General features: G+C 35.0%; 10 protein-coding genes. 1 reads left to right on the top strand and 9 read right to left on the bottom strand.

What is annotated here, in order from left to right; genetic code table 11:
- Positions 1-496 precede the first annotated feature (496 nt).
- From JHD79_RS21420 to recN, 3 genes are all read right to left on the bottom strand, one after another.
- Positions 497-1,570: a PA0069 family radical SAM protein gene (locus JHD79_RS21420; RefSeq protein ID WP_199121405.1), complete on the bottom strand. Its 1,074-nt coding sequence runs from the start codon at positions 1,568-1,570 to the stop codon at positions 497-499.
- A 43-nt stretch (positions 1,571-1,613) separates the two neighbouring features.
- Positions 1,614-2,843 carry a carboxypeptidase-like regulatory domain-containing protein gene (locus JHD79_RS21415; protein ID WP_199121404.1) on the bottom strand — a complete coding sequence of 410 codons (1,230 nt, stop codon included), beginning with the start codon at positions 2,841-2,843 and terminating at the stop codon, positions 1,614-1,616.
- 103 nt (positions 2,844-2,946) lie between these two features.
- A complete protein-coding gene (gene recN / locus JHD79_RS21410; protein ID WP_199121403.1) occupies positions 2,947-4,599 on the bottom strand; it encodes a DNA repair protein RecN in 1,653 nt (550 codons plus the stop codon).
- 187 nt (positions 4,600-4,786) lie between these two features.
- Between recN and JHD79_RS21405 the strand changes: the two genes are divergently transcribed.
- Positions 4,787-7,204, top strand: a complete 2,418-nt coding sequence (locus tag JHD79_RS21405) for an outer membrane beta-barrel family protein (protein ID WP_199121402.1) — start codon at positions 4,787-4,789, stop codon at positions 7,202-7,204.
- Positions 7,205-7,492: 288 nt separating this feature from the next.
- Here JHD79_RS21405 and JHD79_RS21400 read toward each other — a convergent pair whose 3' ends face one another.
- The 6 genes from JHD79_RS21400 to JHD79_RS21375 all read right to left on the bottom strand — a co-directional run bounded on the left by JHD79_RS21400 (position 7,493) and on the right by JHD79_RS21375 (position 13,352).
- Positions 7,493-9,409, bottom strand: a complete 1,917-nt coding sequence (locus JHD79_RS21400) for a M56 family metallopeptidase (protein ID WP_199121401.1) — start codon at positions 9,407-9,409, stop codon at positions 7,493-7,495.
- A gap of 3 nt (positions 9,410-9,412) precedes the next feature.
- Complete coding sequence (locus tag JHD79_RS21395; RefSeq protein WP_233164821.1) at positions 9,413-9,754, bottom strand: BlaI/MecI/CopY family transcriptional regulator; 342 nt, start codon at positions 9,752-9,754, stop codon at positions 9,413-9,415.
- A gap of 142 nt (positions 9,755-9,896) precedes the next feature.
- Complete coding sequence (locus tag JHD79_RS21390; protein WP_199121399.1) at positions 9,897-10,796, bottom strand: DUF4835 family protein; 900 nt, start codon at positions 10,794-10,796, stop codon at positions 9,897-9,899.
- A 9-nt stretch (positions 10,797-10,805) separates the two neighbouring features.
- Positions 10,806-12,017, bottom strand: coding sequence for a bifunctional phosphopantothenoylcysteine decarboxylase/phosphopantothenate--cysteine ligase CoaBC (gene coaBC / locus JHD79_RS21385; protein WP_199121398.1), 1,212 nt, complete (start codon positions 12,015-12,017; stop codon positions 10,806-10,808).
- 61 nt (positions 12,018-12,078) lie between these two features.
- A complete protein-coding gene (locus JHD79_RS21380) occupies positions 12,079-12,405 on the bottom strand; it encodes a DNA-directed RNA polymerase subunit omega (RefSeq protein WP_199121397.1) in 327 nt (108 codons plus the stop codon).
- 26 nt (positions 12,406-12,431) lie between these two features.
- Positions 12,432-13,352, bottom strand: coding sequence for an outer membrane protein assembly factor BamD (locus JHD79_RS21375; RefSeq protein ID WP_199121396.1), 921 nt, complete (start codon positions 13,350-13,352; stop codon positions 12,432-12,434).
- Between the last annotated feature and the right edge of the window lie 667 nt (positions 13,353-14,019).

Genomic DNA, 14,019 nt, shown 5'->3' with positions numbered 1-14,019 from the left:
GTATATGATAGCAATCACAACAAAATAAATATGAAAAGCGGGCGATTTATTATTTTGGTTAAATGAGCACAAACGTTTGATTTCTTTATTTATCTGTATAGATAGCATCCATTTAACCGATTAATTTTTTAAAAATTGTGTTTTAAGGATATGGTTAATTGAGAATAGCCAATCTATACTTAGTTTTTGCCGATTGGTTACCTTTTCTTTCCAAAAACTACTGCAAACGTTTGTGTGGTATTTGATGATGCAGTGTATCTTAATTTAATCTATACTTGTAAGTATTAAAGATGATCTTGTTTATATCTTTTAAATTAGGTCATCCTTAGTAAACAAAAGAAACCCTACACTTACCAATGAAAATGATACTCTCAAAAAGAGTATTTTTATTAGCTCAACATTCAGATATGTGGGCTGATTGAAAAAGATCATCAAATAATTGACGCATCTACCTATGAGAACTCTCTTTTCATGAAAATGAAAGAGAGTTTTTTCTTTAGAAAAGGCTAAGTTGTTGTTGTGGAATCTTAAATAAATGGCCATTGAGTTGAATACTGTTTATATTAAGGTTGTTCAATTTGCAGTGTAGCTTAAAAGTCTTGCTCATTAATTGGGCATAATTACCTTCTCCCCTCATTCTGGTGCCAAACCTGCTGTCGTTTACATTACCATTATGGCAATCTTGTATCATGTGCCAAACCTTATCAAATCTATCGGGAAAATTTCTCGACAACCAATCTTTGAATATTTGGCTAATAGCTCCATTCAACCTGACTACGGTATAACCTGCTGCAACTGCACCTTGGTCTGCACTTGCTTTCAGAATGGCGGGCATTTCGTGATTGTTAAGTCCGGGAATCATTGGTGCACACATTACACCCATAGGTATGTTGCTTTTGCTAAGCTGTTCGATTACCTTTAATCTTTGCTTTGCTGTAGTAGTTCTTGGTTCGAGTTTTTGTCTTAGACTTTCCTGTAAACTGGTAATGGAAACAAAAACACTGATTAAATTATACTTGGTCATTTCTTGGAGAATATCCAGGTCACGAAGTATAAGTGCATTTTTAGTAATCATAAAAATGGGTTGCCTATAAGCCAGTGCAATTTCCAGAAGCTGTCTGGTCAGTTTATATTTTCTTTCGCAGGGCTGATAGCAATCTGTATTTCCTGAAATTGTAATGGGTTGAGCCTGCCAACTTTTTTTTTCAAGGAATTCTTTGAAAAGTTTTGGGGCGTCTTGCTTGACAATGATCTTTCTCTCGAAATCTAAACCAGCACTGAAACCCCAATATTCATGTGAGTTACGGGCATAACAATAGATACATCCATGCTCACACCCCTGATAAGGATTAAGAGAGTATAGCATATTCACATCGGGACTTTCTACCTTATTAACTATGCTTTTAGATTTGCCTTCAATAAAGGTGGTCTTTCCATTATCAACTTCCCAATCGTCAATTCCTTCTATATTTTCTTTTGAAAGGGAGTTTTTAAGAAATTTATTAGCTGTATTGAGTTGGGCACCTCTACCATTTAGGTACTCTTCTCCATTTATTCCTCGATTTTCCATTTGCTAAAAATACTAAAAATTTTAGCAAAATATGTTTTTGATTTTATTTTGGTTTGGTAGGTTCAAACTCTACAGGTACTGCATCGGTCATTTTTTCATAGGCCCAAAATCCTTTAAGCAAAAAGCTGCGAGGATTAATAATACTACCATTCTTATAGAAATAAATGGGCGGTTCTATCAAATTGATTAACGAAACCTGATAATTGCCCATGTCGGGTGCACGGTTAATCTGAAAACCCGAATTAGAAAATTCCTCCGTTTCTGTTTCTTTAGTATAAATGACAAAAAGCTCATCGGTAAAGTTGATAGATTTTAAATCATTATTGTAGATTTTTACAAGGGTATCAGTACTGATATGAGCTTTGTTCAAAATGGCCATAGTTTTAGTTTTAGAGCGTTCTCTGAGCCAAAAGTTAAGCGAATCATCCTTATTGAAAGTAAGCATGTTAACGGCTCTTTGTCCTGCAGTAAGCCTTTTGATATTTGAATTGATTACACTATCTGGTTGTCTGTTTTTATTTCCTATGGTGGCCAATTTATGAAGAACAAAACCTTCTTGTTGTGCATTGCCTTTATATAAGGATTTGAAAAAATGCAGATATGAACCATAATAAGCGGTATTACGTTTTTGTTCCCAACGCCTAATTTTCGATTTAGATCCCTTCATCTCTTCGAAGAATGGATAACCTGCGAAATATACAATTCTGGTTTTGTAATCGTATTCGAAGTTCTTGAGCAGGTATTTGATACGATAGCCCAAAGATTTATTTTCTATAATGAGAAACTCATTACTACTTACAGATAATACCTTTTTCTGTTTGTCATAATCAATGAGAAGTACTTCACTGTTAAGCATCTTGCACTCTTTGGCATTGGGGCTTTGTCCAATGAAAAAGTTTTTGAATACATTCATATATGCCAATCGATTTGGGTCAGGTCTAATTACTACTTCCTGTAGAGTTACCGTATTTGGTTTTAATAGTACATCCATGTAAATGGATTTGTCTGAAATGATGATATTTTTGGAATAGGGAAGGTAGCCAATTACCTGTATCAGGATATCATAATTACCTGCAGGTAGTTTGGATAATATAAATTTTCCATCATTATTGGAAATGGTTGATATTTTAGTGCCGCTTAGGTAGATGGCAGCACCAGGTATTACGTCTTTATCATCTCTTACCAGGCCACTAATAGAATAATCTTGTTGTGTATAAGCTGTTTGATAGCAGATAGAAAATCCTATAAATAGGAGTAATAATTTAATCTTCATACAGCTAAAATAACTAAAATTTTAGTTATTTAAATGCTTTTGATTAAATTTTTACGAAAAATTCGTAGTTCTGCAGGGTTATTTTAAGAGCGTGCTTTATAGATTAATCTAAGAGTTCTTTCGCATTTTTTAGGGCAGATTCGCCAGGATTTTTACCACTTAGCATTTCTGCAATTACAACTATCCTCTCTTCATGAAGTAATTTTTTAATACCAGTTGTTGTCTTATTATGGCGCTCATCTTTGTGAACAAAATAATGGGATTGGCCTTTAGCGGCAATTTGAGGAAGGTGGGTAATGGCCAAAATTTGCATATTTTCACCTAGTTTGGCGATAACTTCTCCAACTTTTAAGGCCGTTTCTCCAGAAATTCCAGTATCAATCTCATCAAAAATCAAGGTAGGCAGAGCGGTATGTTTGGCCAATAGGGCTTTAATGGCCAGCATTAAACGGGAAAGTTCCCCACCTGAAGCAATTTTAGCTATAGGTGCAGGTTGATGCCCAGCATTGGCAGAGAATAAAAGCTGCACAGTGTCTAAGCCATTCTTGCCCAATTCATTTAAAGAAGCGAGGTTGAAAACTAATTTCGCATTGGGCATTACCATATTTTTTAGCGTTTCACTAATTTCTTTCTCTACCTTTTGTATAGCTTTTAAACGATTTTTGTGGAGCTCGTTGGCTTGACCAATTAAGGTGCCGGTTTGGTTTTCAATGGAAATCTTCAATTGCTCTACTTTTTCATCCGAATGTTGCAATTGATGAAGGTTGCTCTCCAATTCTTGCTGTATGTCCAATAGCTCACTAATATGATTTACCCGATGTTTCTGTTGTAGGCCATATAAGATATCTAGACGTTCTTGTACAACAGTAAGCCTGTTCTCATCGTGTATGGTATTTGCTTCGATAATGGATAACTCATTGGCAATATCCTTAATCTCTATTATATTCGATCTTAATCTTTCGTAAAGACTATTAATTTCTATATCGTACTTTTCTACATTACTTAGCTGCTGCGAAGCCTCTTTTAATAAGTTTAGCACTGAACTGTCATTTTCATTGAGCAAACCCGATGCAATTAATATGCTTCTTTTTATGGTTTCTGCATGGTTTAGCTTTTCAAGCTCCATTTCCAGTTCTTCCTGTTCGTGCATCTTTAGTTTAACACTTGCCAGCTCGTCATATAGAAACTGTTCATAGTCTTGTTTTTTTCGATCTTCTTCTGCTTTGCCTACTAAAGTTTTTAAGGTAGTCTGATCCGTTTTCAGTTGTTTAAAACCCGTTTTATAGCTGTCCAATAAGGTTTGATGGTCAGCTAGGGCATCAAGTATGGCCAATTGAAAATCTGGATTGTTAATTTCTTGGGTAGCATGCTGAGAGTGGATGGCAATGAGTTGTTCTCCTATGGTTTTTAATAGGTTCAGGTTCACAGGCGTATCATTTACAAAAGATCTAGATTTACCATCTATGGAAATTTCTCTTCTTAGAATGGTTTCCTTAAAAAAATCAAGATCATTTTGTTCAAAAATGGATCTGGTATTTTCATCTTCTAGCGTAAATAGGCCTTCTATGACACATTTTTTTTCCTGGTTAAAGAAATACCTGCTCTCTGCTCTCTGCCCTAGAATTAGAGATAGTGCACCAAGGATAATCGATTTTCCGGCACCAGTTTCTCCTGTAACGATGTTTAGTCCACGATTAAGATCGATTTCAAGATTATCGATTAAAGCGTAATTCCGTATAGAAAGTTTTTGTAGCATATCTAGGTGCTAAATTAAGAAAACGGAAGGCTTAAAAAAATTAAAGCGAACAGATAATGTATCAGCTTGAAATTGAGCGAATCTCATTTTTATTTAAGCGAAGGTGCAACGTTGCCTTAACTTTTACGTCTGAATGGGTAGTGATGTAGGAATTGTTTCTATACACTAGACAAAACTTATTATAATAATGATCAGATCCTTTTTATTCATTTGTATTGCTATGCAATGCATCTTTACTTCTACCTATCTTAAAGCGCAAGAAAAAACAGTTCAATTAAAAGGCGTTATTATTGACAGCCTTACTAAAAAGCCTGGCGAATACTTTACCATCGCATTAAAAAAAGACTCGGTACTACTTAAAAGTGTAATTTCAGATGAGCAAGGTAAATTTTCATTTGCTGCAGTAGATCAAGGACTCTATATTTTAATTATTGGCTCATTAGGTTACCAGTCCAAACAAATACCGGTAAAGTTGGCTGATCATACAGATTTAGGTAAAATTTACATGAAGCCTCAGGGCAATGATTTAAATGAAGTGTCTATTGTAGGTAGTAAACCCATCATCAAACAAGAGCCCGACAGGATTACTTATGATACGCAGGCAGATCCTGAAAGCAAGGTTTTAACCGTTTTAGATATGATGCGTAAAGTGCCGCTCTTATCTGTAGATGCTGATGATAACGTAAAATTAAAAGGATCAGGTAATTACCGTATTCTCATTAATGGAAAACCCTCCGGAATTTTAACAAGAGATCCTAAAGAATATTTAAAAAGCATGCCGGCTGCGGGTGTACAAAAGATAGAAGTAATTACAACGCCACCTTCCAAATATGAAAGTGAAGGTCTATCAGGTATTATCAATATCATTACTTCCAGAAAAATGGACAATGGATACAATGGGAATGTTAATGTACGCAACCAGTTCCCTGGTGGTCCCAGTGGAAATTTAAACCTTACCGTAAAGCAAGGTAATTTTGGTGTCAATGTCTATGGAGGTACCGGTGTTTGGCAGGTAGATGGCATAAAGAACATAGACCGTAGAAACAGTAGGGAAACTGCAGTGCCTTCTAGTCTTTATTCGCAGGGCTTTCAGAAAATAGATAATTTTTGGGCCTGGGGTGGAGGAGAGGTAAGTTATGAGATTGATACGCTAAATTTGATTACTGCCGAGGTTAACCCCTATGGTGGATACAACCAGCAGGACCTAAACCAACATTTCGATTTGCAGGATGGTTCGGTGTATAGCGGTTATGATATGTATAGTGGTACCAGGTATGAATGGAGGGGAACAGACTATACACTTAATTATCAACGAGGTTTTAAAGATAAGAAAGAACATTTATTGACATTTTCTTACAAGTTCTTTGATAATTCGGAACCACAGCTTAACAATGTAAACTTCTCAAATAGGGTGAATTTTACTGGATTAAACTATAAACAAGATAATACCAGCAAGTCTAAAGAACAAACCATGCAGTTAGACTATATTAATCCATTCAAGAAAATTACGGTGGAAGCAGGGGTGAAGGCTATTTTGAGAAATGGGAAAAGTAATTTCCAATATTTAAATTATAACGTAGCACAAGACAATTATATACCAGATCCTTCACAAAGTAATATTTATAGTAACGACCAAAATATTTATGGTGCTTATAATACCTATACCTTAAAATTAAAAGATTGGACTTTTAAAGCTGGTGCACGTTTGGAGGTCACTTATGTAACTGGTAATTTCGAAAGTACCAATTCTACGGTGAAAACAGATTATTTTAACCTTATTCCTTCCATTTCTTTTAACAGAACCTTGAAGAATAGTCAAAGCCTTAGCTTAGGATTTACACAGCGGATACAACGCCCAGGTATTTGGGACCTAAATCCTTTTGTAGATAAATCCAGACCAAATTTCGAGTACTTTGGTAATCCAGATCTTGAGGCAGTTTTAAGTAACAACTTCGAGTTGACCTACAGTTCTTTCAAAAAAGGCTCATTAAACCTGAGTTTGACCTATAATTTCGCTAATAATACACAGCAACGTGTGTTCGAATATATAGAATCAGAAAATCTGACGAGAATAACTTCTCTGAACATTGGAAAAGATAGATTACTGGGCACTAACGTGAACTTTAATTACCCTATTACAAAAAAATGGAATGTCAATTTAAGCGGTAATCTGAACTATATTTGGATAGAAGGCTCAATTAATGGTGTACTAGCCCAAAATAGTGGTGTAACTGGTTATATTAACTTGAATACCGGTTACAAATTTGAAAATACTTGGAAAGCCAATGTTTCTTTTAATTATGGGGCGCCAAATGTATTGTTACAAGGTAAATCCAATGATTATTACTTTATAGGCTTTAGTGGGAGTAAAGATATCATTAAAGATAAATTGACATTTTCTACTATGGTGGCCAACCCATTTCAAAAGTTTAGGGCATTTAGAAATTATACCGAAGGGGTGAACTTTACTCAAGAACGTATACGGGAAAACTTTTTCAGACGTATATCGGTAGGCCTCAATTGGAAATTTGGAAAGCTAGAAGGTTCTATCAAAAAGAATGAACGAAGCATCAATAATGATGATACCAAAAAGTCTAGTAACTAGGTAACTCCTAGTGCTATGAATAATTAGCTGTTTATTTTTTCCAAAACAGATAACTGCCCCAATTTTGGGGTAGTTTTTTTATGTGTCTTAAAAAAGGAAAAGATATGATCACAATACTATTATTAAATTTTTTGGATCGCTTAATGAAAGGTAAAATAAGTCAACCTAAAGCGAGAAGTGTGAAAAGTTAATGTTTTGTTGTTGAAAATACTGATGGTTAACTACTAAAATCATAAAAAAGGGCAGGATTTATTCCTGCCCTAAATGTTTCATTTGCGTATTGGGTAATTATTTGTCTAAAATGATTTCAATTGCTTGGTTATTAGCGTTTACCGCTATTTTTAAAGGTGCTTCTTGATTCTTTAAAGTGATTTGGGGGGTATTTTTAATGATTAGCTTATCCTTTTGTGTATCATAAGTCAATACGTGATCACTCAAGGCAGCTAGTACGTTAGTTTTTTCAGTTTTGGGAAGAAATACTTTTGAGACGTGTTGACCATTCTCGAACAAAAGGAAAGTTTTATCGGTTGAAATGCCTTTTTTCTTTTTTAGCTCTTCTAAATCTCTCTCATATTTCTCCCTGAGTTCTTTGTATTCTGGAGAGGATTGCAACTTTTTCAAATCCTCTACTTTTTTCATCCATTCAGATGAATTTATTTTTTTATGCAGTTCTAAGTTTTTTCTCTCTATTTCTATTACACGTTCCTTCCATTCTTTGGAATCGAATTTTTTAAGATCTATTTTATCCTTCCATTCTTGCGAATTGAGCATTTTTTCTATGGACTCTCCATTGAATTCTATCTTTGATAATTTATTTTTCCATTCTATGCGGTCAAATAAATTGTCGAACTCCATACTTTTTAGGTTGATCATGGCTATTTTATCTTTCCATTGCTTAGAGTCGATTTTTTTTGACAGATCCAATGCATGGAAATCAAGCTTGGTCATTTTATCTTTCCATTCCGGCGAATTAAGCTTTTTTTCCAGGTTTTCAATTTTCAACTTTAAGCTATCGGGTAATTCATTTAATGAATTATAGACAATTGTATCGCCCTTTTCATTTGTAGTAATTAATTTGAATGTTTTCTTTTTCTTCTTTAAAGTGTCGATATCCACTTTATCTATAAAGATTTTAGGAGCGCCGTTTATTTTGGTAGTTGATGTTTTAATGATCGATAATGATTTTTCTTTTCTGGCTTTTTTAGTTTCCTCTTTTGAAGGCGTGATCCATGCTACAGAACATATGGCCGTAATGCTTAATGCTAAGATAAGAAATTGCTGTTTAATATTAATGTAATTCGTTTTCATATTCGTAATTCTTTTAATTCTTTGATAAAGATGTTGATTTGCACCTGTTGCGGCTAAAGAAAGATTGGGCGTATGCTTGTCTTTGATCAGTTCTAATTTGAGCAAGGCGTGGGCATAGGTTAATGGTGTATTCGTAAACCTCACAACGAGGTCATCACAGGCATGCTCCCTTTCAATTTGTACAAATTTTGAAGTTAACCATACAAATGGATTGAAGAATAAGAGCGTTTCTATACAAATCTTGACAAGATTAACGAGGTAGTCATTTCTTCTAATATGGGAAAGTTCATGGATTAAAATTGCTTCCACTTGTTGGAGGTCCAACTGATTGACCAATGCCAAAGGAAATAATACAACAGGTTTGAAAAAACCTATAATAAGAGGTACATTAACCTTTGCAGACAAATAGAACTTCACCCTTTTCTTGATGTTCAATTGAGCCAATGTCTGTTTGAAAGTAGTTTCCCAATCATTGGGAATAGCTAAAGTCCGTGCTTTCTTGAGTGTTTTTAGGCCAAAATAACCTTTTAATATAATCATCAATTGGAATATAATACCCAAGCTATATAGTCCAACCAGGTATGGAAAATAAGTTTCTGTTTTGAAACCATATGAATTGACCTTTTGCAATAATAGATAAGCCTCACTGTTTAGGGTAATGTGGTTTGCTGTAGGGCTTTCAATAGGTAGCTTGAATAGGCACAAGAAAGTAATGCAGAAACTTATGAAGATAAGCAAGAGCGATCCGAAAGCTATATTATGTCTGGTTTTTGCATTAGCTTTTGGAAAAGCACTAAAAATAATAAATAATAAGGTATAGACTAATGCGCCCTGCCATAGGGAATGGAGTATGCTCCAGCCTATTGCTTTAATTAGATTTTCGATGATGGCTTCCATGGTTTATTTGTTTTCAAGTTTGTCCAAATATTCTTTAATTAGATCAATCTCCTCCTTGCTTGCCTTTTTATTTCCGAGGGCCTGCATAACCAATCTGGCAGCAGAACCATTAAAAACATTATCAATCATTTTATTGACGAGTTGTTGTTGTGTTCTTTCCTTGTTGATCAAGGGCCTATAGATATGGGTCTTGGCACTGGTGTCTCTATCTACTAATCCTTTTTCATGCATAATCTGCATAAGCTTCAAGGTAGTAGTATAGCCAGAATCCTTTTTATTTAGCGCTTCGTGAACCTCGCGAACAGTACAATTCCCTTTTTGCCAAAGTACTTGTAAGATCTCCATTTCACCCTCAGTAGGTTTTATATTTGTCGCATCCATTTTTTTGTGTACGAATTTTTTCGTATTCAAATGTACGAATATATTCGTATTGTCAAAATGTTTTAACAAAAAAATTAATAAATTACTTTTGAAATAGGTATAGAAGCTACTTAGATTTCCTTAGACCATCATATTTTCCAATGTTGGCAGGATCAATTTCGCTCAATAGGTTGTAAGCTTTTATTCTATCTTGGGGAGAAGAGAGGGATAGCACATTGGTAATTTCATCTGCTTTAGCTGCAAAATAGACATTAGGAAATATCGAACCTAGTTTTTGTTTGTCCATTTGCTTAAGATCGTTTAAAGAAGATAAGATACTTTTAGTGCCATTATCTATGTTAGATTGCATTTTATCTAGCCCATTAAGGTGGTAATTATAAATAAATAACCTTAGTTCTTTAAAAGATGGATTTAGCAGGTTTTCATTTAACCAATATCTGTTCCTTAGCCCATCTACAGCTCTCCAGCCTTTTCCGCCAGAAGCTTGGGCAATGTTGATCAGGTTTTGTATCTTATTATAATAAGGTGTTCCACCTAATTTACCAAAGCTGTCCTTATCAAGGCCAATAATGGTATATGCATAATAGCCAAGTAGGGAGCTAAGGTTGCTAATGAAGTTTTGTTCTGAAAATTCTAGCGATTGGCCCTCATTAAAATTGAAACTAAAATCCTTATCGCTCATATTTAAGAGTGTTGTACTATAAGAACTTCCGTAAACAGGTCTGCTGGACTGTATTTGAGCTTCTGCTGTATAATTGGCATTACCATCCCAGGAGGTAATGTTAATGACTAAATTACAATCAATGCGCTCTTGGGGTAGATAAGTTTCAGTGGTCCATTTATTATTGTTCATAAAATCCCTAATGGTATTTTGTAATACATCAAAGGTTCTTCTATTGGCATTATTAATGGTAGGAGCCAGTATTTGCACTCGGGTATTTAGCTCTTGTGCAATTGCCACAATGTTCATCAATATCAAACAGAATAGACCTAGGATTTTCTTCATTGGGATTTATTATAAGTTTTTATTTAGCTCAAGCAATTTCAGGATCTCATTGCAGATATCTTTGGCAACTTCTGTCTTTAACTTAGTTTCAAAAATCTTTTTTTCAAAAGCTTTGTTAAATATAGTTATTTTATTGGTTTCAGTTTTAAAACCAGCACCTTTATCATTTAAAGAATTGAGTACAATCAGATCCAGATTTTTTTTTTGTAGCTTTTGCTTAGCATAGTTCTCTTCATCAGTTGTCTCTAAGGCAAAACCTACTAATATTTGATTTTTTGTTTTTTTTTCTCCTAAAGTAGCAAGAATATCGGTCGTCTTTTTTAGGTCAATACTAAGGCTATTTTCCTTTTTCTTGATTTTCTGAGCAGCAACATTGGTAGGTGTATAATCGGCTACTGCAGCGCTCATGATGGTAATGTCTGTATGATTATAATACTTTAGACAGGCATCTAGCATATCTTTGGCACTTACTACGTCTATTCTCTGTAGTTCATCACTAGCCTTCTCGGTCGTAGGACCTGTTATCAAAGTTACCTTTGCTCCCAAGTTTGCCATTTGATGTGCCAGGGCAAAGCCCATTTTTCCGGAAGAGTGATTGCCAATAAAACGTACGGGGTCTATGGCCTCATAAGTAGGGCCTGCAGTAACCATTACAGTCTTTCCAAGCAGGGGAAGTTTTTTTCTAATCTCTTCGTTCAGAAAGGTTACAATCTCATCGGGTTCGGCCATTCGACCTTCGCCAAACAAGCCACTTGCCAACTCTCCCTTGTTAGGAGCGATCATTAGATTGCCAAAGCTCTTAAGCTTACTTATATTATCCTGTGTGCTCTCATGTTTCCACATATCCAAATCCATTGCAGGCGCAAAGAAAACAGGACATTTAGCAGATAAGTAAACAGCGGTAAGTAAGTTGTCACACAGGCCATTTGCCATTTTGCCAATGGTATTCGCACTGGCTGGGGCAATGATCATATAATCTGCCCATAGACCCAATTCTACATGATTACTCCATACGCCGGTTTCGGCTTCGAAATATTGGGTATAAACAGGATTTTTTGAAAGAGTGGCTAATGTAAGTGGTGTAATGAAATTACAGGCATCGGCCGTAAGAATAACCTTAACGTTTGCGCCAGCTTTGATAAGTGCTCTTACCAATAGGGCAGACTTATATGCTGCAATGCTACCGCAAACGCCAAGTAATATGTTTTTATTTTTAAGCATATGCATAGGGCATGGAACTCAGCACATCAACGCTTTGCTCAAAACGCCATGCGCAATGCTATTATTTTTGTTCTTTAGCAGGATTTCTATGATAAACCTTATCATTTAAGAACTCATCAATTGCAATTAAGCTTGGCTTAGGTAAGCGCTCGTAGTGCTTGCTGATCTCAATTTGCTCTCTGTTCTCAAAAATCTCTTCTAGATTATCATTTGAAGAAGCAAATTCGGCTAATTTACCGTGAAGCTCCTCTTTCATATTATTAGAAATCTGGTTAGCCCTTTTAGCAATAATCACCAAAGATTCATAGATGTTATCTGTAGATCTGTCCAAATCATGTACATTTCTGGTCACCGTAGTGTTTGGTATCGCTGGTTTTGGAGTACTCATTTTATTATTGGGTTTTAATATCTAATTTATTTATTTGTTGTACTTGTACTATCTTTCTGTTTTTTGCCACTTCCTTCCAGTGCTTTATACTTAGCAATCATCGCGGCCTCTTCTGCAAGTATTCTTTTGGCATTGGCAATGCCCGTGTCACTATCATCTTTTAATTGTTTAGCTTCCTTTGCGTATTTACTGTTAGGGTAAGCTTCAATAAACTCGTTATAATATTCGATAGCTTCATTGAAACGGTCTTCCTGTCTTGCAGGGAAACTGTTCTTGGCATACATGAATTGTGATTTAACGATGAGCAGATTCATTTCTTCAGCATATTTAATGTCTGGAAATTCTATCTGAGCATTTTTTAATGCCACTACCGCCGATTTGTAGTTGGTGATATCGTAACCACCTAAGTCATAATATAGCTTGGCATTATCAAAAGCTTTGGTCTCTAGCTTATCCCTTAAATTAGCGATATACTGGGCAGCTTGGGTAGCTCGGTCACTTCTAGGATAAAGGTTAATGAATAATTGAAGGGCATCAATAGCTTTATAGGTGTTCTCCTGATCCAAAGAAGACTTAGGAGAGTCGAGGTAATAACAATAAGCTCCCATGTATCTACATTCTTCTGCATTTTTACTGGCAGGGTAGGTATCGGCAAATTCTTTAAACTTATACCGTGCGGTTGTATAATCTTTTAGTCGATATAAGGTAAACGCATAATAATAGTTCAGGTCTTCAGCTTCTGCTGTTCCCCTATATTTCTGTACCAGGCCTTCAAACAAGATCAAAGCCCTAGAGTAATCCTTTTTATTATATAGCCTAATGCCTTCCTGATACTTTTTGGCAACGTCATTACTCAAACGTAATTTTTCAAAACGACTTTTACATGCACCTAAGCTCAAAAAAGCAATGGTAAAACTCAAAATAATAAGGTGTTTAATTTTAAACATTCTGCAAAGATAAGGTAATAATACGATAACGTCAATTAAAATAATAGAGGCTAAGCTACTTAAACACTGCTTAGCTTTAAAATACTTAACAAATTTTAACAAAAGTACTCATAAAGGAGATCATTGTGCAATGCCAGATAAGAGCTTACGTAAACTTAAATAGGTAGATCGTTCTTTGGGCTGGGTTCCATGATGGTCTGTTTTATGTTATTGTCGTATATGTATATAGGTTGTGGACGATCTTAGGCTTGGGTAGTTGCTGGTATATAATATATATAGTGTATACTATATAATAGAGATATTGGGATCATGGTAGGAGCGGTCTTCGTGCTGCAGTTACTTTAACAAAGCTGGTGACTATTAAAGAACTGTAACCTTATATATATACGTTATAATACGTGCGATTAATTATATAAGGTGTAATTGTTATTGTAACATATAATAGATTATAGGTAATTACATTAAGATGGTTTGTGTATCAATAGGGTTTGTGGCTTGAAAACTGCCCTTTGTTTATTAATTTGATTAGAATTCATAAAGTTTTAAGGATTAAAGTCGTGTTTTAGATTTTTCTTTTCATTTTTTCTTTCTGTAAACCATGTGCTTATGTGTTTTCGCGGAGCAATATCCCTGTATGTGTTTGCGGGTTCGGGATTATTTCCTACTT

The organism is Pedobacter sp. ASV28 (assembly GCF_016428855.1).
Lineage (GTDB): Bacteria > Bacteroidota > Bacteroidia > Sphingobacteriales > Sphingobacteriaceae > Pedobacter.
Note: the sequence above shows the minus strand (reverse complement) of the source record. Positions and strands in the feature narration are given on the sequence as shown.

What these genes read in the sequence shown, in the direction of transcription:
- JHD79_RS21420 (WP_199121405.1), bottom strand. Translation starts at nt 1,570, where the DNA reads ATGGAAAATCGAGGAATAAATGGAGAAGAGTACCTAAATGGTAGAGGT.
- JHD79_RS21415 (WP_199121404.1), bottom strand. Translation starts at nt 2,843, where the DNA reads ATGAAGATTAAATTATTACTCCTATTTATAGGATTTTCTATCTGCTAT.
- recN (WP_199121403.1), bottom strand. Translation starts at nt 4,599, where the DNA reads ATGCTACAAAAACTTTCTATACGGAATTACGCTTTAATCGATAATCTT.
- JHD79_RS21405 (WP_199121402.1), top strand. Translation starts at nt 4,787, where the DNA reads ATGATCAGATCCTTTTTATTCATTTGTATTGCTATGCAATGCATCTTT.
- JHD79_RS21400 (WP_199121401.1), bottom strand. Translation starts at nt 9,409, where the DNA reads ATGGAAGCCATCATCGAAAATCTAATTAAAGCAATAGGCTGGAGCATA.
- JHD79_RS21395 (WP_233164821.1), bottom strand. Translation starts at nt 9,754, where the DNA reads ATGGAGATCTTACAAGTACTTTGGCAAAAAGGGAATTGTACTGTTCGC.
- JHD79_RS21390 (WP_199121399.1), bottom strand. Translation starts at nt 10,796, where the DNA reads ATGAAGAAAATCCTAGGTCTATTCTGTTTGATATTGATGAACATTGTG.
- coaBC (WP_199121398.1), bottom strand. Translation starts at nt 12,017, where the DNA reads ATGCTTAAAAATAAAAACATATTACTTGGCGTTTGCGGTAGCATTGCA.
- JHD79_RS21380 (WP_199121397.1), bottom strand. Translation starts at nt 12,405, where the DNA reads ATGAGTACTCCAAAACCAGCGATACCAAACACTACGGTGACCAGAAAT.
- JHD79_RS21375 (WP_199121396.1), bottom strand. Translation starts at nt 13,352, where the DNA reads ATGTTTAAAATTAAACACCTTATTATTTTGAGTTTTACCATTGCTTTT.